Source organism: Candidatus Chloroploca sp. Khr17 (assembly GCF_004138165.1).
Classification (GTDB): Bacteria; Chloroflexota; Chloroflexia; order Chloroflexales; family Chloroflexaceae; genus Chloroploca.
Genome location: NZ_RYFF01000005.1, coordinates 146,663 through 166,416 on the forward strand (window position 1 = coordinate 146,663; position 19,754 = coordinate 166,416).

Annotated in this window: 15 protein-coding genes and 1 tRNA gene; 5 read left to right on the forward strand and 11 right to left on the reverse strand. The window is 58.5% G+C overall.

Going from position 1 to position 19,754, the window contains the following annotated elements; translation table 11 throughout:
• Positions 1–18: 18 nt before the first annotated feature.
• The 5 genes from EKD05_RS05015 to EKD05_RS05035 all read right to left on the reverse strand — a co-directional run bounded on the left by EKD05_RS05015 (position 19) and on the right by EKD05_RS05035 (position 4,710).
• Complete coding sequence (locus tag EKD05_RS05015) at positions 19–2,241, reverse strand: VC_2705 family sodium/solute symporter (RefSeq protein WP_129671340.1); 2,223 nt, start codon at positions 2,239–2,241, stop codon at positions 19–21.
• The gene (locus EKD05_RS05020) at positions 2,238–3,428 is read right to left on the reverse strand and encodes a cell wall metabolism sensor histidine kinase WalK (protein WP_129671341.1); all 1,191 of its coding nucleotides are present in this window, start codon (positions 3,426–3,428) and stop codon (positions 2,238–2,240) included. The genes EKD05_RS05015 and EKD05_RS05020 overlap by 4 nt, the downstream gene beginning before the upstream one ends.
• On the reverse strand, positions 3,425–4,129 hold the full coding sequence (locus tag EKD05_RS05025; RefSeq protein ID WP_129671342.1) for a response regulator transcription factor: 705 nt from the start codon (positions 4,127–4,129) through the stop codon (positions 3,425–3,427). The genes EKD05_RS05020 and EKD05_RS05025 overlap by 4 nt, the downstream gene beginning before the upstream one ends.
• 82 nt (positions 4,130–4,211) lie before the next feature.
• Entirely contained in the window at positions 4,212–4,625 is a 414-nt protein-coding gene (locus tag EKD05_RS05030) for an EVE domain-containing protein (protein WP_129671343.1), read from the reverse strand.
• Positions 4,626–4,633: 8 nt separating this feature from the next.
• Positions 4,634–4,710, reverse strand: a tRNA-Glu gene (locus tag EKD05_RS05035).
• Positions 4,711–4,948: 238 nt separating this feature from the next.
• Here EKD05_RS05035 and EKD05_RS05040 point away from each other — a divergent pair.
• The 3 genes from EKD05_RS05040 to EKD05_RS05050 are packed head-to-tail and all read left to right on the forward strand — an operon-like array spanning position 4,949 to position 12,367.
• Positions 4,949–7,333, forward strand: a complete 2,385-nt coding sequence (locus tag EKD05_RS05040; protein ID WP_165360591.1) for a glycosyl hydrolase — start codon at positions 4,949–4,951, stop codon at positions 7,331–7,333.
• A 48-nt stretch (positions 7,334–7,381) separates the two neighbouring features.
• Positions 7,382–8,377: a folate-binding protein YgfZ gene (locus tag EKD05_RS05045; RefSeq protein ID WP_240695643.1), complete on the forward strand. Its 996-nt coding sequence runs from the start codon at positions 7,382–7,384 to the stop codon at positions 8,375–8,377.
• Between the two features lie 21 nt (positions 8,378–8,398).
• Positions 8,399–12,367 (forward strand): GAF domain-containing protein, encoded by a 3,969-nt coding sequence (locus EKD05_RS05050; protein WP_129671345.1) that lies wholly within the window; start codon positions 8,399–8,401, stop codon positions 12,365–12,367.
• Between the two features lie 7 nt (positions 12,368–12,374).
• Here the strand turns inward: EKD05_RS05050 and pyrC are convergent, their stop codons facing one another.
• A complete protein-coding gene (pyrC, locus tag EKD05_RS05055) occupies positions 12,375–13,370 on the reverse strand; it encodes a dihydroorotase (RefSeq protein WP_129671346.1) in 996 nt (331 codons plus the stop codon).
• 352 nt (positions 13,371–13,722) lie between these two features.
• Here pyrC and EKD05_RS25655 point away from each other — a divergent pair, with 352 nt between their 5' ends.
• A complete protein-coding gene (locus tag EKD05_RS25655) occupies positions 13,723–14,124 on the forward strand; it encodes a PPOX class F420-dependent oxidoreductase (protein WP_165360592.1) in 402 nt (133 codons plus the stop codon).
• A 74-nt stretch (positions 14,125–14,198) separates the two neighbouring features.
• On the opposite strand, the gene EKD05_RS05065 is transcribed toward EKD05_RS25655, so the two are convergent.
• From EKD05_RS05065 to EKD05_RS05075, 3 genes are read right to left on the reverse strand one after another with little or no spacing between them, the layout of a single operon-like run.
• Positions 14,199–16,091 (reverse strand): prolyl oligopeptidase family serine peptidase, encoded by a 1,893-nt coding sequence (locus EKD05_RS05065; protein WP_165360593.1) that lies wholly within the window; start codon positions 16,089–16,091, stop codon positions 14,199–14,201.
• A gap of 7 nt (positions 16,092–16,098) precedes the next feature.
• A complete protein-coding gene (locus EKD05_RS05070) occupies positions 16,099–16,881 on the reverse strand; it encodes an enoyl-CoA hydratase-related protein (RefSeq protein ID WP_129671349.1) in 783 nt (260 codons plus the stop codon).
• 10 nt (positions 16,882–16,891) lie between these two features.
• Positions 16,892–17,392 (reverse strand): M48 family metallopeptidase, encoded by a 501-nt coding sequence (locus tag EKD05_RS05075; RefSeq protein ID WP_129671350.1) that lies wholly within the window; start codon positions 17,390–17,392, stop codon positions 16,892–16,894.
• Between the two features lie 269 nt (positions 17,393–17,661).
• Between EKD05_RS05075 and EKD05_RS05080 the strand changes: the two genes are divergently transcribed.
• Positions 17,662–18,270, forward strand: coding sequence for a hypothetical protein (locus EKD05_RS05080; protein WP_129671351.1), 609 nt, complete (start codon positions 17,662–17,664; stop codon positions 18,268–18,270).
• A gap of 114 nt (positions 18,271–18,384) precedes the next feature.
• Here EKD05_RS05080 and EKD05_RS05085 read toward each other — a convergent pair whose 3' ends face one another.
• Positions 18,385–19,140, reverse strand: a complete 756-nt coding sequence (locus EKD05_RS05085) for an NAD-dependent deacylase (RefSeq protein WP_129671352.1) — start codon at positions 19,138–19,140, stop codon at positions 18,385–18,387.
• Positions 19,137–19,652 carry a histidine phosphatase family protein gene (locus tag EKD05_RS05090; protein ID WP_129671353.1) on the reverse strand — a complete coding sequence of 172 codons (516 nt, stop codon included), beginning with the start codon at positions 19,650–19,652 and terminating at the stop codon, positions 19,137–19,139. Before EKD05_RS05090 ends, EKD05_RS05085 begins: the two co-directional genes overlap by 4 nt.
• Positions 19,653–19,754: the final 102 nt, after the last annotated feature.

Here is a 19,754-nt window from a genome sequence, read left to right on the forward strand (position 1 = left end):
AAGGTCTATCTATCGTACCTACGGATGGCGTAGCGAGTCGACCATAGCCTGGGTCTCGGGCGAGGGTGGGATGTCGAACCGGCTGACGAGCCAGGTCACCAGGGCATTGATTGGAATGCCAAAGATGCCTGCGGCACTGCTGCTAATGCCTAGAATGCTCCAATCTGGCAGGATCGAGGTGAGAGCCATATACCCTGCAGTGACGATCAAGCCACTCAGCATACCCGCTGCTGCCCCGCGGCTCGTGGCTCTCTTCCAGAAGATGCCCATGACCAGAATAGGAAAGAACGTTGCTGCTGCGAGCGAAAAGGCCCAGGCAACCATCTGCACAATGATGGCGAGACGTTGCAAGGCTGTGAGTGTCGCCAGCACTGCGGCCACCAGAATCATAATGCGCCCAAGCCAGAGCCGTTCCCGCAACGAGGCTTTTGGGTTGAGGGTGCGGTGGTAGATATCGTGTGCCACCGCTGCTGCAATGACCATCAACAGTCCGTCAGCCGTCGAGAGGGCAGCCGCCATGCCCCCGGCCGCCACCAGTGCCACCACCGTTGTTGGTAAACCGGCAATCTCGGGTGTTGCGAGCACGATCAGATCCGGGTCAATCCGCAATTCGCTGTATTGCAGACGATTATCAGGACCGTTTTCGTCGGGGGAATTTTCGCTGATCGTGAGCAACCCAGTCTGCGCCCAGTTTTCGGCCCATTCAGGGAGCGCGGCAACCGGGCGTCCTACAACATCTTGCAGGATCTCCCAGCGTGAAAAGGCGGCATAGGCCGGTGCAGTGAGGTACAGCACCGCGATCCAGACGAGGGCCCACGCAACACTGCTGCGACTCTGATGCACGTCGGGTACGGTATAAAAGCGCGTCAGAATGTGGGGCATCCCCGCTGTTCCTACCATCAGGCAGATCGTGAGCGCAATAAAATTGAGCGATGACCAGTCGTTGAACGGTTCAATATAACTTGACGTAATGCCCTGCTCGGCTTCCAGACGGATAATGTTTTGTAGCGCTTCGCCGTACATCAACTGGGGAATCGGTACCCCGGTCAGTTTGAGTGAGAGCCAGGTCACTGGCACGAGATAGGCCACAACCATGATAATGCCCTGCACGCCCTGGGTCCAGGTAATCGCTTTCATCCCCCCCAGAAACGAGCAGAGCAGCACAGTCGAGAGCCCGACGATGACGCCGAGCATATAATTGATACCGAGGAACCGGCTCATGATGATCCCTATCCCCGTCACCTGTGCGGTCAGATAGGTAAAGCTGATAATGATGCAGATAATCGCCCCGAGCACACGGGTGGCACTTCCTGGATAGCGTGCGCCAATGAAATCAGGAATCGTGAATTGCCCAAACTTGCGCAAATACGGTGCAAGCAAAAGCACGAGCAAGACAAAGCCACCTGTCCAGCCGGTTATATAGGCCAGCCCCTCGTAGCCGAGCAGGAAGAGCGCCCCGGCCATACTGATAAACGAGGCCGCACTCATCCAGTCCGAGCCTGTCGCCAGGCCGTTGAGCGGCGCTGGCACGCGCCGTCCGGCGACATAATACTCATCAAGCTGCTCGGTTCGCGCACGTAGCCCGATCACCGCATAAACGCCGATGGTGAGCAAGAGAAAGAACCAACTGATCGCGCCTGGCGGCAAAGTATAGATCGCATCAAGCAGGCTTACTGCCCCGATCAGCAGAAGAAACCCGAGCGTAAAGCCCAGATACGCCATCAGCAGACGATTGCGGTAATTGCGTTGATCCGCGCTTTCGGGTGGACTCGTGGCAAAGCGACGATCGAGTTTCCTCATACGCAGGGTATAGCCAAAGGTCAGGCCAATGAAGATAATGAGCGCACCCTGGCTCTGCATATAATAGCCGAGTGGAAAACCCGTCAGTACCGTCACCTGATTGAGCATGGGGGCAAAGATTGCCGGCAGGAGAAAACTTGCCAGCCAGATTAACAGCAATGGCCCAATCAACGTAAGATTAGCCTTCCAATAGACCCCCAGCCACGGTGGCGCACGGTAGCCAACCAGCCCTTCTTCTTGAACGCTACGCTCTGGCGTGCTGGCTACCTCTGGCTCGGGTTGTGGTCGTGTCGGCAAGCCGCTCTCGCGTGAGAGATCACGTATGTCGCGGATGCGTTCCATCGGGGGGAAGATCCGGTGCATCACGAGGAAGGCCACGGCCAGTGAACTGACGACGATCAAAAAGACGTGCCAGAGTTCCAGCGTGATCAGTTCGCTCATGGGGCCTCGACGGCGCCTGGTTGGCGTGCAGGTTGCAACAGGGCTTCTGAGGCCCCCGGCGGGATGGGCAGCGTAAAAGAGATGGTTGTGCCGGTGCCCGGCCCTGCACTTTCGGCCCAGATCTCACCACCCTGGACATCAATCAGGTGGCGCACAATGGCTAAACCGATGCCGTTGCCCCCGCTTTGGCGTGCGCGTGATTTATCGACGCGATAGAACCGTTCAAAGACATGGGGCAAATGCTCGGCTGCGATGCCTACTCCGGTATCTTGCACTGAGACTTTGACCATCGGGTTGGCATAGACGGCTCGTACCGTTACCTTGCCCCCACTGGGTGTGTAGCGAAAGGCATTCGAGAGCACATTGATCATCACCTGATCAATGCGATCGGGATCGCTCCAGACCGAAGGTAGGTAGGCCTCGACATCGAGGGCCAATTCGACCTGATTGGCCTGAAAGATCGGCTCAAAATGGGTCACGACCCCTTGCAGCAAGGTGCGCAGGTTCATGCTGCGCACCACCACGGGGATCTGGCCAGCTTCGACGCGTGAGAGCAGTTCGAGGTCTTCAATCAGGCGTTGGAGGCGGTTTGACTCGTGGAGAATCAGGTTGAAGGTTTGCGGTTCAGGTTTGATGACGCCATCGAGCAATCCTTCCATATACCCACTGATGGTTGCGAGCGGGGTGCGCAATTCGTGAGTCACATCGGCGAGTAGCGCCAGGCGCCGTTGTTCGGTACGGTCAAGGGTGTCGGCCAGTTGATTGACACTCTGCGATAATTGGGCGATCTCATCGTCACTCGAGATCCTGGTTCGTTCCCGGTAAAAGCCCTGGGCAAGCCGTCGGCTGACGATCGAGAGCGTGTAAAGGGGTTCAACGATGCGTTTGGAAACAAACAGGCTGACAATCACCGCAGCCGTCAGTGCAGCAAAGCCACTGATCAACAGGGCTTGCTGCAAGACGGTTTGAAACTGACGCAATAAGGGTGTCTGCACGCCCTCGGTTGCCGCAAGATCGCGGAGCGGGCCTGTTTCCGCCGCTGCTGCCCCGAGGGTGAGCGGGGCGACCTCAACCAACCCGACGCGAGCCAGGAAGAGCGCCGTGGCGATCAAGACAACATCAGCAATCACCACAATGATCAGGTGCGATGCAAAGAGCTTCCAGCGTAACTGATGATGCCATCTCATCGTATCCCACCGACAAATTTATATCCAACCCCACGCACGGTCTGGACAACTGGGGCTTCACGCGGGCCACATTCTTCGAGTTTCCGGCGGAGGGTGCCGACATGCACATCAACGACCCGATCTATGCCCGCAAAATCGGCCCCCCAGATGCGTTGCAACAGCTCTTCACGGGTAAACACGCGCCCCGGATAGCTCGCCATCACGTAGAGGAGATCAAATTCACGCGGCGTTAACTCGACCATGGTCTCGCCATGTTGCACCTCGCGGCGTTCGGGGTCAATACTGAGCACCCCAAACTGAAGTGCTGGGCGTTCGGCGCTTTTTTCCTGGGGCATCCGCGAACGCCGCAGGATTGCTTTGACGCGGGCGACGAGTTCACGCGGGCTGAAGGGTTTGGTCAGGTAATCGTCGGCCCCGACCGAAAGCCCAATCAATTTGTCAACCTCGTCAGTGCGAGCGGTCAGCATTAACACATAGACTGATGTCTCTTGATGCAAACGTCGACAGACTTCGATGCCATCAATGCCGGGCAGCATGACGTCCAGGATGACCAAGTCAGGCCGGATCGCCCGGGCCAGCGTCAGCGCTGATGGGCCATCGAAGGCGCGCTGAATCGCAAAACCTTCAGCAGCTAGATAGCTCGCCACCAGATCGACAATGGGCTGCTCGTCGTCTACGACCAGGATTGTCGCTGCATCCATCGCAGCACCTCCGCAGCGCCTCAGATAGTTCCAGTTTCACTGGAGTTGCAAATTGACCAAACATAGTGCGTAATATACCATATTACGCCGAAACTTCGGCCATGACAAGCAAACGTTGCCACTGTTGATCTGTCAAAGGAACGATTGAGAGGCGACCCTGGCGCACCAGCGCCGAGTCGGCAAAGAGCGGATCGGCTTTGATGTCGGCCAGTTTGACGGGTGAGGGCAAGGCGCGCGTGGCACGAATATCAACGACAAGAACGCGAGGATTGTCTGTCTTGGGGTCTTGATATGAGGCGCTGATTACTTCAGCTATGCCTACAGCCTGGCGCTCGTCGCCCGTGTGATAGATGAGTGCTTGATCGCCTGGGGCCATCGTGCGCATGTGTTTGAGGGCAACGTTGTTTGCGACCCCGTCCCAGATCGTTTTGCGCTCACGCTCCAGGTCAGCGTAGCTGTATACGGTGGGCTCAGTTTTGAGTAACCAGCAAGCCATACAAAAAATGGTACCCCCAGCGGGATTCGAACCCGCGATCTTCACCTTGAAAGGGTGACGTCCTAGGCCGCTAGACTATGGGGGCGCAGAAATAAGACATGCTGTACAATGTGGCTCGTCTTGGTGCGTAACCAATTGGCTCAAACCTTCGGTATTATACCAGGGTCTTGTTATTCTTTCAAGTCACCCTGAGGAGGTATGTGTTCACATTTGGGGTAGCAGGCTTGCCTGGGAGCGAGGGCGTCCCGCCCTCGAAGGCATTCCGAGGGCGGGACGCTCTCGCTCCCAGGATGAGTATGAACAGTTACGTAAGGAGCCTTTGTATGTTCAAATCAGCTCGCCTCTGGCTTGGGGTGCTCGTCGGCCTTGCGCTGCTGCTCACGCCCTTGCCACCAGTCGCTGGGCAATCATCAGGCGCTGGGATCGATTCGGCGTTTGGGGTGAATAGCCACCTGGCGTCGCGCTATCCAGTCTATGAGACGTTGCAGGTGCCGGTCGATCTAGTGGGGCAGACGGGGATGGGGTGGGCACGCGAAGATTTCCAGTTTGCGCGGATCGAGCCTCGTCCGGGTGAGTTTGATTGGGGTTGGCATGACCGGGTGGTTGATGATCTGACGCGGCGTGGCATCAAGGTCATTGGTCTGTTGAATGGCCCGACCCCGGCCTGGGCTGCGCGTGGACGCGGCGAAGCCTTTGCCCCTCCTGATGTGGCGCAGTTTGCGGCGTTTGCCGGTGCGGTCGTCGCTCGCTATAAAGATCGGGTGCAATATTGGCAGGTCTGGAATGAGCCTGATAATGCGCGTTACTGGGCACCTGCCCCCGACCCTGCTGCCTATGCCGCGCTCTTGCAGGCAACGAACCAGGCGATCAAGGCGGCTGATCCCAATGCCCGGGTGTTAGCGGCTGGCCTGGTCTCGCCTGAGCCTGCGACGAGCTTTTTGCAAGCGATGGCGACGCACGGGGCCTGGAATGCGTTTGATGTGATTGCGTTGCACCCTTATACCGATCCCAAAAGCCCTGAAGAGGGTCAGATCGCTGCGGCTGGGGTTGGTTCAGTACGAGCGCTCGCTGAACGCCTTGGATCGAAGCCGATCTGGGTGACTGAGTATGGCTGGTCGACGGCCAGTGGTGACCGCGATGGCCGTCAGGTTGCGCCTGAGGTTCAGGCGAGCTATCTTGTGCGCGGGGCTGCCCTTTTACGGGCTGCCGGGGTGGAACGGGTGATCTGGTATAACCTCAAGGACGTCAACCCCGGTGATGGCCTTGGTCTGCTCGCCTATGGCGCGGGGCGTACTGATTATAGCCAGGGCAAACCCGCCCTCGAGGCCTTCCGTACCCTCAATCAGCAACTCGTTGGGACGACGCCCGCTGGCATGCTTGAGTTCGGTCAGCGCAGCGTGGTGGTTGATTTCGAGAACTTTGGCACGTGGCGCCGTGGTGATCAGCCGAATGGTACGTTTACCCAGAGTTCGGCACAGGTCTATGGCGGTCAGTTTTCGGGCCAGCTCAGTTATACCTTTGGTACTCGTGGCAATGATTATGTTGTCTTTACCGCAGGTTCACCGGCCCTGATCCCGGCTGGTGCCACCGACCTTGGGGTTCAAATCTATGGCGATGGTAGTGGTCATGCGCTCAAGGTCTGGTTGCGTGATGCCGAAGGCGAGACGTTGCAGTTTCGCCTCGGTTTTGTTGGTGCGCCTGGGTGGCAATTCCTCGCCGTGCCGCTCTCTGGTCAGGTCGAGGCCTACGATCGCGTCAGTGGCAGTGGCAACCTTCGCCTCGATCTGCCGGCTCGTTTGATCGCCCTGGTGCTTGATGATGAACCCGATACGGCGACGGGAGCAGGGACGATCTACCTTGATGATCTGACGGTTTTGAGTGGCCCGTCGGCCTATGGCGCACGCTTTCAACGCGGGGGCGAGGTGGTTGATCTGCTCTGGGCCTTGCAGCCTGCTCAGGTTGCCATTCCTACCGGCGCAGGCCAAGGAACACTGGTGACGCTCAGTGGTGAAACCCGTACCGAGGTGGCACGTGATGGGCAATTTGTCCTCGGGCTCGGCCCGTCGCCAGTCTTCCTGCGTCACGTCGTCGGCCAGGCTCAGCCTCAACCGCAACCGCAACCCCAGCCGGTTGATCAACGCTGTTTCCCCGAGACGGGCTTTTGCATCGCGGGTCGGATCCGGACATTCTGGGAACAGAATGGTGGCCTGCCTGTCTTTGGGTATCCGGTGGGGCCGCAGCGCGAAGAGATGATCGAAGGTCGGGCGTTGCAGGTGCAGTGGTTTGAACGCAATCGCCTTGAGTTGCATCCCGGCAATGCGCCGCCGTACGATGTGCTGCTCGGGCGGCTGGGGTTTGATCGGCTGGTGCAACAGGGGCGTGATTGGCAAACCTTTGCAACGAGTACATCAGAGCCAGGCTGTCGTTTCTTTGCCGAGACGGGCCACAATGTCTGCGGTGCGATCCTGGCCCTCTGGCGTGCCAATGGGCTTGAGTTTGATGGACGCCCCGGCAAGAGTGAAGCCGAGAGCCTTGCGCTCTTTGGGTTGCCGCTGAGTGGCCCACAGGCCGAGACACTCAGTGATGGGCGCGAGTATACGGTGCAGTGGTTTGAGCGGGCACGCTTCGAGCTCCATCCCGAAAATGCGCCACCTTACAATGTCTTGCTTGGTCTGCTCGGCAATGAATTTCAGCAAGATCGCAGATAAAACCAGGCGGCCTGTGGTATCATGACATGAATAGTGAGGTAATCCCCTATGCTGTCATATATTTCCGAGGCCATGCCTCGTGCCTATGCTGATACGTACGAAGGCGCAAGCCTGCTGGTTGCGACTGATCACGGTCGCGTCTGGATGCGTGACCGTGATCGTGCTGCGCTCCTCCATCGCCTCTCGACGAACCATATTGAAGCGTTGCAACCTGGGCAAGGGACGATGACCGTCCTGACGACGCCAATCGGGCGGATGATTGATCTTTTGACGGTGTACGCTTTTGATGATGCGCTGTTGCTGATCAGCAGTCCCGGGCGTGGGGCGGCGTTGAGCAGCCATCTACGCAAAAATATCTTTTTCAACGACAGGGTGAAACTTGAAGATGCCGGATCCAGCCTTGATCAGCGTGCCCTCTATGGGCCTCAGGCTCCTACGCTGCTTGCCCAACTTGGTCTGCCGGGGGTTGAGCTTGCTGCGCACGGGGTTGCGGTGACAACCTGGCATGATCAGTTGCTGTATGTAACACGGACACACGCTATTGGCGGCAATGGGTACTGGCTGCTCGCGGCACCTGAAACGATGGCGCAGGTGGCTGATGCGCTGCGTGAAGCTGGTGCGCAGCTGCTTGACCCCGCGACCTACGATGTGCTGCGGGTCGAACAGGGCTATCCGGCCTATGCGCGTGAATTGTCACAGGAGTATATTCCGCTTGAGACCGGTCTGTGGGAGGCGGTGAGTTTCAACAAAGGCTGCTATGTTGGGCAAGAGATTATTGCCCGTATGGAGAGTCGTGGGCGCCTGGCGAAACAGTTGCGTGGCTTACGCCTGGCGGCGTTGCCCACGCTGCCGACTGAACCAACCATCCCTTTGGCAAAACTTGCTGTTGGTGACAAAGAGGCCGGTGATCTCACCAGCCTTGTTGTCTCCCCACGCTATGGCTTGATTGCCCTGGGGTATGTGCGTACCGCTTATGCTGCTGTGGGTACCCGGCTTGAGATTGCCGGTGTCGCTGCGGAGGTTGTAGAACTTCCCTTCCGCTAACCAATCAGGATCTAGAGCACTATGCCCAGGCTTGCTGCCAGGCGCGATCACCTTGAACGTGCATACCGCCGCCGCTTGCTCCGCTTACAGCAGGAGCGCGATCCGCGTGTGCTCAAAGCGCTCTACAATATTAGCCTGACGTGCCGCGAGCGTCCGAGTTTTCAGGCGATCTTTCAGGCGATCCAGGCTGAACTCGCGACTGTCTTTGATTTTGACGCGGCCTACCTGGCTTTTTGCGATGAGCGTCCTGAATACTTCAAGTGTGCGCTGCTGGTTGATGAGGGTGATGTTTCGTATATCGAACAGGTTGAGTACGGCTTCCTCACCGGGGCGATTGTGCGGAGTGGGCAGCCGATGCTCTATCGCGATTTGCTCTATGAGCGCGATCCTGCCTTGCCCCGTGTCCCTTTCGGTCAGATCGAGAAGCGCTCGCGGGCCTGGATGGGTGTCCCGCTCTTGATCGGCGCGGCCTCGGTTGGCGTGATTTCGCTGCAGAGCTATAAGGTTGGCCTTTATACCCAGGCTACGCTTGACCTGTTGCAGCGCATGGCTAATGTGATTGCCGTTGCCCTCGAAAATGTTGCCCTGATCGAACAACAGGAGAATCTCTCGCATGCGCTAGCCGCACAGGTTGCTGCCCGCACTGAAGAGATTCGTGCCCTCAGTGAGGTCTCGGCAGGGTTGGTGACGCGCAAGCCACTCACGGAGTTGCTCGATCACGCGATTGATGTCGTGCTCGAATTGTTTCAGCTTGATGCCGGCAATGTGCGCTTGATCGATGAGAACCGCGAATTCCTGGTGCTCTATGCGCAGCGGGGGTTTTCTGAGGCGTATGTTGAGCGGACGACCTACTCACGTCTGACGGTCAGCCCGATCCGCGAGGCGGTTTATACGGCACAGCCAATTGTGATTCCTGATAACTGGCGCTCTCACTATGAAGGCATTGGTTTGCCGTTTGAGGTCTTTCCGCCTGCCGAAAGTTCGCTGATTTTACCGTTAACTATCAGTGGCATGGTGATCGGTACCCTGAACCTCTTCGGGTTGTCCCCGCGCCCGTTTGAGGAGTACGAAATCAATCTTTCGATGTCGATCGCGTATCAGATTGCGACGATTATTGAAAATGCGCGCTTGCTCGACCAGCGTGAACGCCAGATTGCTGAACTCCGTGCCCTCGGTACGATCAGTACGGCCGCCCTGACCGCTCCGACGCTCGAAACCTTGCTCTTTACGGTGCGTGATGCCTTGCAGAGCTTTGTCCAGCTTGATGGGTTGACGGTGATTGCCTATGATCACGAGCGCGGGGTGGTCACGGATAGCCTGATGCTGGAAGAGGGGCGGACGACCCGGTTGTGGGAGCTTGAGCCGCCGCCGGCGAACTCTTTGACCGCGCATATTCTGGCGACCGGCCAGGTGATGCGCTTCAACGATCTGTCGGTTGAACTTGCGGCCTACCCAAATATTCGCCATGCCGCCCCGCCCGGGTTGCTGCCGGTACATGCGTGGCTTGGCGTGCCCCTGTATGACCGGAACGGGGTGGTCATTGGTCAGATGAGCATTCGGAGTGCGTGCCCTGGTGTTTTTACCCAACGTGATGCGCAGTTCTTACCAAATGTTGCGGCCCAGATTGCCCTCTATCTGCAAAATGTGCGCCTGCAGAGTCAGCGCGAACGCCAGATTGTTGAACTCGAAGCGATTGGTCAGATCGGTAAACTCGTCGCTGCTTCGTATGACCTCGATCAGATGCTCGCCGAGACCTATCGCATCTTTCACGAATTGATTGGCGTCAATGTCTTTGCGCTGGTTGTTTGCGATCCTGAGAGTGGTTTGATTACCAATGCCGCCTTTGTTGAAGAGGGTGAGTGGTTTTCACTCGATCTTGTTGGTCAGCCCCCGCCCCACGCTTCAATGAGCACGTGGATTCTTGCGCAACGTGAGCCGCTGCTTTTTCAGGATCTGGTCGAACAGCGCGAAGCGTTGCACCGGCGTGGCATTATGCCCCAACCCATTGGTCCGCCCTATGAGGTGCGTTCTTGGGCCGGTGTGCCCGTGGTTGCGCGTGATGGCGAGTTGATCGGCGTGCTCTCGATCCAGGCGTATCAGCCCTATCGCTATGATGTTGGCACGCTCGATTTTCTGAGCCAGGTGGCGAGCTATATCAGTCTTGGTGTCCAGAAGGTACGCCTGTTTCAAGAACGTGAACGTCTGCTCCGCGAAGCCCGTGAGAGTGCCGAGGCTGCCGAGCGCCAGGCCGACCGGATGGCTCTTGTGCATCGGATGGCCTCGGTTTTGTCGGCCCGCCTTGATCAACAGGAGATCCTCGATCTCGCGGCGCGTGAATTGGTGCAACTCTTTTGGGCCGATCATACGGGGACGGTCATTCTCCACCCTGATGGAACAGGGTATGTCGCGGCTGAATACCCCGATCTCCAACTGGTTGGCCTGCAGATTGAGGCGAGCGACAACCCGATTGTGCGGCAACTTGCGATAACTCGCCGTCCCGTGGTCATTAATGACCCAGATCACGATCCGCTTGCCGCCGCCTCACGTGAGCTCTGGCGGTCGCTTGGCATCAAGGCGCTGGTGATCGTCCCGTTGATTAGCCGTGACCGGGTCTTTGGCTCGATTTCGCTCGATAGCCTTAGCGAGCCACTCAATTTTAGCGCTGAGGAACTAGAGTTGATGATGACGGTGGCGACTTCGATTGCTGCTGCCATCGAGAATGCGCAACTCTTTGCGGCTGAACAGGCGCAACGCCAGACCGCCGATACGCTGCGCGAGATGACCCGAGTGCTCAGTTCTTCGTTTGACCCTGCTGAGGTGTTGCGTCTGGTGCTCGATGAGCTTGGCAAGCTGATTGCATTTGATACGGCTTCGATTATGTTGCGCGAAGGCTCGTATCTGCATATGGTTGCCTTCAAAGGTCGCGCGCAAGACCAAGAGTTGTTCCCGTTTATCTTGCCTCTCGAAGGAAGTGCCGGCGGGGCGGTGGTTCTTCGCAATGAACCGCTAGTCTATATTCAAGGGGAGGGGGGCGCTCCGTGGCTGCCAATGGAAGTCCTCAACGATATTCGCTCGTGGCTCGGTGTGCCCCTGGTGGCGCGGGGCCGCGTCCTTGGGGTTCTCAATATCGATTCACGTAGCCTCGATCCGCAGAGCCGTGTGTCGCGGATCTTTACCGAGCGTGAGATTGAGGTCGCACGCGCTTTCGCCAACCATGCCGCCCTCGCGATCGAGAATGCACGCCTCTATCAAGAGTCGATCACACGGGTTGAACAAGAACTTGAGATTGCGCGCAAGATCCAGTTGAACCTCTTTCCGCGTGAACTGCCCCGGATGCCACAGGTCGAACTGGCGGCGCGTTGTTTGCCTGCACGCGAGACCGGAGGTGATTTCTATGATGTGGTTGACCTTGGTACGCGCGTTGGGGTCATTATCGGTGATGTGAGCGGCAAATCGTTGCCTGCCGCGATGCTGATGGCCGTGGCGCGCTCGACGGTGCGCTCAGAGGCCCGCAACCACGAGACGCCCTGGGTTGTGTTGACCGAGACCAACCGTTGGTTGGTCGATGATGTTCCCCGTTCTAGCTTTGTGGCCGTGAGCTATGCCGTGGTTGATCCTCAGCAGCAGCGGATGGTGCTTGCCTCGGCAGGCCAGTTGACGCCGCTGCGCTATCGGCGCGATGGAACAACCGATTTTCTGCCGAGCCCTCAGTCGTTGCCGCTAGGCTTTTCGCGTGACACCACATTTTCGCAGGTCGAGATTGCGCTCGCCCCTGGCGATACGCTGCTTTTTTATACTGACGGCATTGTCGAGGCCCATGATCACGAGCGCAATCTCTTTGGTTTTGAGCGCTTGCAAGCGCTGCTGGCACACTGGGGGCATCTCGCCCCCGAGGCTTTGATTGATCGTATTGCGTACGATGTCGAGTTGTTTAGCGCTGGTATGCCGACCCACGACGATATGACGCTCCTTGTGGTGCGCGTGCATTGAAGCAGTATCAACAAACTTCAACGATCTGCCAGTTCAACGTTTCGCCGGCTGCGAAGGGGACAACGTCACCGTAGCGCTCGGGTACCCGCCAGGCTTCCCGTGCCAGGCGAACCTGCTTCGCCGGTGGCTCGAGGCCGTAGATGCGGCGCGCATTGTCGGAAACAAAAGCCTGGAGTTGGTCAAGTGCTTCGTGACGCTCAAAAAGATCCGCGAGCATGGGCAGGATCACCGGTGCCGTGAAGACTCCGGCGGCACATCCTGCCGCCTCTTTGCGGTGGATTGGGTGCGGGGCCGAGTCGCTCCCAAACATCAGGCGCGGATGAGCCCGCAAGGCTGCCGCAAGCAATGCGGCACGATCCTCGGGGCGCTTGGCGATAGGCTTGCAAAAGAGGTGCGGGGCCAGCAAGCCTCCTGCGACATCATCAAGCGTGATCAGCAGATGATGCAATGTTACCGTAGCCGCCAGATTCGGATATTCATCGAGCAGCGCCAAGGCCCCCGCCGTGGTGATATGCTCCATCACAATCGTCAGGCGGGGGAAGCGTTGCGCCCAATGTGCATAGAAAGGCAGAAACTCGGTCTCGCGGTCGAGCACAAAGCCGTGACTCTCGCCGTGAACCAGCAGCGGAATGCCAAGCTCTTCAAGCAAGGCCAGGGTTGGTTCCACCCCCGCCAGATCGCTGACGCCACCGCTGCTATTGGTCGTCACCCCATCAGGATAGAGTTTTACCCCGATGATCGCTGGGCGTGCTGCCGCCAGGGTCGCCCGGTCGTAGGCACGAAAAAAGAGCGTCATCAGCGGAAGGAAGCGGTGGGGCACAACCGCTGCCTCGATCGCCGCGCGATAGGTCGTAAGCCGTTCAAGGGTGTCGACCGGGGGAACAAGATTCGGCATGATCACGGCCCCGGCAAACGCCTGAGCACTGAGGGGCGCAACCAACTCGAGCATTGCTCCTTCACGCAAATGGAGGTGCATATCGAGGGGCGCTTCGAGGGTGAGCATCGGATGGTTCTCCTTCTTGACCAGTATGTGCTGGCAACGCTTGCTAACTGATCATACAATACGAGCGGGCAATTGCCAACGGGCCTGGGGTCCTGCGGCAGGGCGATTGCATGATACGAAACCGGAGACAAAAAGACGCGCTATCAGGGCACCCGCAAGGGGTGCCCCTACCGGCCGGGTGCCAGACCCGGTGTATGGGCTCGCCTTGCGGGTGCCCGGGCCCGGTGTACGGGCACCCCTTGCGGGTGCCCGGGCGGGTGCATACACGGAAGATGCCATCGCCCTAGGGCCTGCGGTTCTCAAAACTTGTGCGTCACAAGATAGATTCTTATCGGAAGGGAAAGCCGAATCAATGAACACATCTGTTACCCTCACGCCACCGCAACGTGCGCTGCTCGACGAACGGCACTATGCGGTGATCGCTACGCTCAATGCCGATGGCAGCATTCAACAGACGGTTGTCTGGTACCTCCTGGATGGGGATGTGATCTGTTTTAGTGTTGGTGATCAGAGTGTCAAGGCCCGCAACCTGCGCCGTACGCCGACGATTAGCATCACGATCGAAGACGGGATTCGCTATCTATCGTTGCAAGGCGAGGCGATTGTTGAGCCGAGCGATCCTGCGCTGCGTCTACGCCTGGCGCAGCGTTACCTGGCTCCTGAGCGTGTTCAGGAATGGTTGACCCGTCGACCAGATGCGCCCCGTGCCAGTGTGCGTGTTGCGATCAGGCGTGTCTACGGGCAAGGGGTGTAATGGTGCGTGTACCGTGTGCCAGCAACGCTGGCACGCGGCCCACGTACCCTTGTGTGGACGGACGCCAAACCACCTTAGGCCCCGGCAAAGACGACGTGTTGACGTAAAAAATCGTCAATGGCGCGGTAGTAGGTTGCAATTGTTTCGGCCCGCCGCCAGCCGTGGCCTTCGCCGTCGAAGAGGTGGTAGATGTGTGGGATGCCACGTCGTCGCAGGGCCGCAACAATCGTTTCGGCCTGATCGGGCGGCACGACCCGGTCTTCACTGCCTTGAAAGATTGCCATCGGGGCGTTGATCCGTTCGGCGTGAAAGAGCGGTGAGCGTTCGCGGTAGCGCGTGGCCGTTTCTGGCAAGGGGCCGACCAGACTGTCGAGGTAGTGCGCCTCGAATTTGTGGGTGTCGGTTGCCAGGGCAAAGAGGTTGCTGACGCCGTAACGGCAAATGCCTGCACGAAAGCGTTCGGGTGCCTGACAGAGCGCCTCAAGCACGGTGTAGCCACCCGCGCTGCCTCCTATGATGATGATCCGTGAAGCGTCAGCCAGGTTCTCTTGCGCAAGATAGTGAGCTCCGCTGATCGCATCGGCCACGTCAAAGACGCCCCATGCGTAGCGCAGACTCTGGGCGTAGGCGCGCCCGTAGCCGGTGCTTCCACGGTAGTTGACGTCGAGCACAACATAACCACGGGTCGCAAAGAATTGAACCTCACCGCTATAGGTCGCCACCGCCTGATCAGTTGGGCCGCCGTGAATACGGATCACCGCAGGTGGTTTTGGGCCATCTTGGTTGGGGTCATATCCCGGTGGCAGGTAGAGCATGCCGTGGATTGTGGCGGTTCCTGCGACCCAACTGACGCACTGTACGTCGGCCAATTGCTCTTTTGCCACCAGTTCGCTACTGCTCCGGCGCAGGATTTGGGTGGTTGCTGCATTCTGTACGACCAGGCGGGGCGGTATGGTCGAAGCCGAGGCCAGACTCACCAGGTCGTCGTTCCGGGGGGAAGCGGCAAGCTGTGAAAACCAGGTATATCCCTCGGGATTGGCAAGGGTAGACGCAGGACTGCCGTCAATGGGCAGAGCCTCGATGCTTCGTATGCCACGCTCATTGTGCAGCGCATAAATCCGCTGGCTGTCATGGCTCCACGCCAAAGAGCGTAAACCTTGCGCCCAGGCTGGCTGCCCATACTCGCCCGCGCCCGCGCTGAGCCGTCGGTTGTTCCCCGTCGCCACTTCGTAGAGATACACCTGCCACGTACCCTCGTGATCAGATCCATACGCGAGATAGTGCCCATCGGGTGAAAAGCAGGGCTGCACAATGCTCTGGCCTTCACCCCCAGCGACTATACGGGTCGTATGCACGTGTGGCAGTTGCCCCTCGAACCCAAGCTCGGCCAGATAGAGGGTCGAGCTATCCCAGGGCATATGGGGATGCTGCCATGCCACATAGGCGATGCGGTCACCCGCAGGATGCCAGCAGGGCCACATCACAAAATCGTGCCCTCTGACTAGTTGTTGCGGCCAGTGGGTGCCATCAAGTGACGTAATGGCGAGGCAATCCTGCTCTTCATAACTATGGACAAAGATCACCGTTTTGCCATCAGGGGCAAGCGCAGGGGCGGCGGCGGACCCAAAGGCTGGTGTCACTGGGCGGCGCGAATTCCCGTCGAGGTGCTGGCACCAGAGGCGGCCCGAAGAAGCTTCGGCAAAGACAACCTGCCCATCGCCAACGGCAAAAGCGCCTCCGCCATAGCCAACCCGCCCGCGCACCGCAAGATCGCCGGGGGTCAGTTCACGGGGTGCATCGTTACGCTGCGTATCAACGCACCAGAGCGCGCCGCGCCCATCAAGGGCCTCGAGCCAGACGATATACCGCCCACTGGCATCCCAGAGCACATCATCGAGGCGCAACGAAGCCGCCATCTGGCGTGGAGTCAACGGACTGGCCCACAACCCGAAGGGTAGAGTCTGCATAGGGCTCCTACTGAAAGCGAGCGGCGCGCTTCTGCACAAACGCGGCCACACCCTCACGGAAATCGGGGTGCGCCCCGGCAATCTGCTGCGCGTGGAGCTCGTAGTCGAGCATGGCATCAAGCGTGGCGTGTTGCGACTCGGCGAGGCCGGCTTTGATGAGCCGGATTGCCGTTGCCGGGCCGCGTGCGAGCTGGGCGGCGAGCGCCTGGGCAGCGGCGAGCACCTCGTCATCAGGCACAACGCGATTGACCATTCCCCAGGCCATGGCGGTAGTCGCATCAAGCTCGCCACCGAGCGCGGCAAGCTCAAACGCACGGGTTTGACCAATGAGACGGGGCAGGGTATAGAGCATCCCGCAGTCGGGAATCAGGCCAATGCGGGCAAACGCAACGACCAGACGGGCTTGCTGGCCGGCCAGTCGGAGATCGCATGCCAGTGCGAGGCTCAACCCGGCCCCTGCGGCGACCCCATTGATGGCGGCAAGGATCGGCTTGGGGAGCGTCTGGAGCTTGCGCACCAGCGGATTATAACTGTCGCGCAGGCGTTCGCCAATCATCGCGACGGTGCCTTCGGTTGGAAACTCGCGCAGATCCTGCCCGCTGCAAAAGGCCTGGTCAGTCCCTGTAAGAATCACCGCCCGCACTGACGGATCATCTTCAGCCCTTGCCAGGCCAGCCATAAGATCGGCGTGCATCTGCGCATTGAGCGCGTGATAAACTTCCGGACGATTCAACGTGAGCGTCGCCACACCGTCATGAACCGAATAGAGCACCGTTGCTTCATTAGCCATACCAACGTCCTTATGCCTCATCGTCAAGTTGTTCCAACCCAACCGCCATCAGATACCCCCGCGCACGTTCGGTAAGCGGGTACTGTTCAACAATGCTCCAGAACCGGGGGCCATGATTCGCCTCAAGCAAATGGGCGAGCTCGTGCATCACCACATATTCCTGGACAAAACGGGGCATATGCGCCAGCCGATGCGAAATTCGGATCGTACTATCGATCGGGGTGCAACTACCAAAGCGTTTGTTCTGTTGCATTGACCAGGTAATGCTAGCCCAGTGCAGGGCATTCTGAAAATAACGGTGATTGAGTTCACTGGCGATTGCGTGCAGGTTCGCATCATCAAGCGCCTCTTTTTGCGCACGGCGCTCGATCCGGCCAGTTAAATGGGCGATAATCGGCTGGAGTTCTTCATCAGAAAGATGGGCTGGCGCAAGGATTTCGATCGTATCGCCGTCCTGACGGGCACTCACGGTTTTGGAACGCTTCTTGCTTCGCGTGATTTTGATCTTCATGGCAACCCCCATCTATGGGGTGCAGCACCGTAGAGGTCTCATGTTCAGGGCGGCTACGCTCCTGATAGTTCTTATTATACAGGAGACCACTCGTTTTTCTGCCGCATGATCCTTCCCCAACGTAACCAGAACTGGTATAATTCCCACAACATAGTTTGCAAAATACAACCAAAGAGCAAGGCTTCTGCGCTTAAAGAAAGATTATCGGGTCGTTGTGCTTGTGGTGTGATCCTTCCAACCTCCCTATCATCATCTAGACGGGAAGTCGTATGGTGCAGCTAATCAAACGCACGCTTGTGAGCTTGGCGCTCGGCTTTGTCGTTAGTCTTGTTGGCCTGGTTGTGATGCCGGTTTCAGCACGTCTGGCTGAACCATTGCTCTGTCAGGGAAGGCTTGAACCGGAGACGGGGTTTCTAAGCCTACGTTTTCGTTGCATTTTGCCCACTGATGGGCGCAGCGAACCTGTGGCTACGGGCCTGGTTATGCAGTACACGGTGTCAATCGTGTCGTTTGGCGTCGCCCCATTGATCTGGTTTGCCCTGGCAGGGCGTGCGCAGCGGGCGGAAAAAGCGCGGACGACGATGCAAGCCGATCTTTCGCATGCGATTGTGGCACCGGCCGAGATTCTGCGCGTCGAACGCCAGGATGCGATCAACCACCAGATGCTTTTCCACGCTGCTGAATTGACGCTCGTCTTATGGGTACGACCGCCCAACCGTCGCCCCTACGAAGCCCGTGTCGCGTGGGTGGTCAACGATGCCAATGTCTATCACCTGCGGGCTGGGATCGAGTTGACCGTCCGCATCAACCCCGAACGACCCGAGCATGTCTATCCTGATCAGCCGTGGGCGCGCTATGCCTGGTGGTTTCAGGAGTAGCGTATCTTTGTATTTTGCAGATGGCACAAGCCCGCTAAGCGGGCTTGTGCCATCTGCAAAATACTAAAGATGGCGCCCAACCGCGCGCCGTACCCCGGCAGGTTTCCCCGGGTTTTATCCCTGTTGCTCCAGGGCAGCCACCAACGCTGGCAGCAGGCTTCCTGCTTGGCCGTTGAGCAGATAGAGTCGTTCTTCGTTGTGTGGGGTGACATCAAGGTTTAGCACCGCGACAGTAGCCCCGCGGTTGTAGGCTAACCGTGGCAGCGACGCGGCTGGCTCGACCAGTCCCGAGGTGCCAATCGAGAGCATGACATCACAGGTTGCGGCGGCGGTCCAGGCTCGTTCAAGGGCGATCACGGGCAATTGTTCGCCAAACCAGACAACATCGGGGCGCAGGGGTGCGCCACAGGTTGGGCAAGGTGGCGGCAATGCGCCCTCCTCGCTCCAGGTCGTATACCTGGTCTCTTCGGTGGCGCACCGGACACGCATGATGTTCCCATGCAACTCGATTGGCGCGCGACTCCCGGCTGCTGCGTGCAAGCCATCAACATTCTGTGTAATCAGGGTAAAGGTCGGGACAAGATGTTCGAGACGGGCTAAGGCCAGGTGGCCTGCATTTGGCTTGGCCGCCGCAACCATCTGCCTCCGCCAGGCATACCAGTCCCAGACAAGGCGCGGATGGTGTTGAAAAGCTTCAGGTGTGGCGAGTTCTTCGGCACTGTATTGCGCCCAGAGGCCCGTCTGCGCATCGCGGAAGGTCGGAATGCCGCTCTCGGCTGAAATACCTGCCCCCGTCAGCACAACAAGATGCTGGGCTGTGCGCAGCGCCTCCAGCAGACTATTCGGGATGGCTGGCTCTTCCTTGCTCATGATGGTCGAAAGATGAGTTCAAAACGCTGGGTATGTTCGTCAACACGGTGAATATGCCAGATGCCACAGGTGGGCGCGGGGTTCCCTCCCGCGTAGACATGCTTGCTCAGATCGATCTTTTCACTGCTCATTTCGAGTAACAGCGCCCGGATCGGTGAACCGTGTGTCACCAGACCGATGCGTTGATAGGGTGAGTCCTGCGCGGCTGCCAGTAACTCGCGGAGCCGCTCACGCACCTGCTCGAACGGCTCGTGGGGGCCATGCTCCTGCACCAGACCAGTAAAGGTAACAGGGACATGCAGGTGGTCAACAAGAACCTCGGCCGTCTGGGTGGTGCGGGCAAACGGCGAGACAAAGAGATGTTCCAGGCCCACATTGGCAAGAAACGCCGCTGCCTGACGCGCCTCTTCGCGCCCGCGTGGTGAAAGATCAGGGCCTGGCAGCGTCTGATAGGGGATGTCAGCTTTGCGTGCGGGATCACCGTGACGAATCAAATAGAGATCAGTCAGCACTCCTTGCGCCTCTCCGCGTTGAACAATGATACATTACCTTCAGGGTAGCACAGCCTCGCGCGCACTGTCAATGACGTTTGACGCCCTCTTATGCAACACGTA

Bases quoted from the DNA above. Each gene is read 5' to 3' on its own strand.
- EKD05_RS05015 (WP_129671340.1), bottom strand. From the start codon at position 2,241: ATGAGCGAACTGATCACGCTGGAACTCTGGCACGTCTTTTTGATCGTC.
- EKD05_RS05020 (WP_129671341.1), bottom strand. From the start codon at position 3,428: ATGAGATGGCATCATCAGTTACGCTGGAAGCTCTTTGCATCGCACCTG.
- EKD05_RS05025 (WP_129671342.1), bottom strand. From the start codon at position 4,129: ATGGATGCAGCGACAATCCTGGTCGTAGACGACGAGCAGCCCATTGTC.
- EKD05_RS05030 (WP_129671343.1), bottom strand. From the start codon at position 4,625: ATGGCTTGCTGGTTACTCAAAACTGAGCCCACCGTATACAGCTACGCT.
- EKD05_RS05040 (WP_165360591.1), top strand. From the start codon at position 4,949: ATGTTCAAATCAGCTCGCCTCTGGCTTGGGGTGCTCGTCGGCCTTGCG.
- EKD05_RS05045 (WP_240695643.1), top strand. From the start codon at position 7,382: ATGCTGTCATATATTTCCGAGGCCATGCCTCGTGCCTATGCTGATACG.
- EKD05_RS05050 (WP_129671345.1), top strand. From the start codon at position 8,399: ATGCCCAGGCTTGCTGCCAGGCGCGATCACCTTGAACGTGCATACCGC.
- pyrC (WP_129671346.1), bottom strand. From the start codon at position 13,370: ATGCTCACCCTCGAAGCGCCCCTCGATATGCACCTCCATTTGCGTGAA.
- EKD05_RS25655 (WP_165360592.1), top strand. From the start codon at position 13,723: ATGAACACATCTGTTACCCTCACGCCACCGCAACGTGCGCTGCTCGAC.
- EKD05_RS05065 (WP_165360593.1), bottom strand. From the start codon at position 16,091: ATGCAGACTCTACCCTTCGGGTTGTGGGCCAGTCCGTTGACTCCACGC.
- EKD05_RS05070 (WP_129671349.1), bottom strand. From the start codon at position 16,881: ATGGCTAATGAAGCAACGGTGCTCTATTCGGTTCATGACGGTGTGGCG.
- EKD05_RS05075 (WP_129671350.1), bottom strand. From the start codon at position 17,392: ATGAAGATCAAAATCACGCGAAGCAAGAAGCGTTCCAAAACCGTGAGT.
- EKD05_RS05080 (WP_129671351.1), top strand. From the start codon at position 17,662: ATGGTGCAGCTAATCAAACGCACGCTTGTGAGCTTGGCGCTCGGCTTT.
- EKD05_RS05085 (WP_129671352.1), bottom strand. From the start codon at position 19,140: ATGAGCAAGGAAGAGCCAGCCATCCCGAATAGTCTGCTGGAGGCGCTG.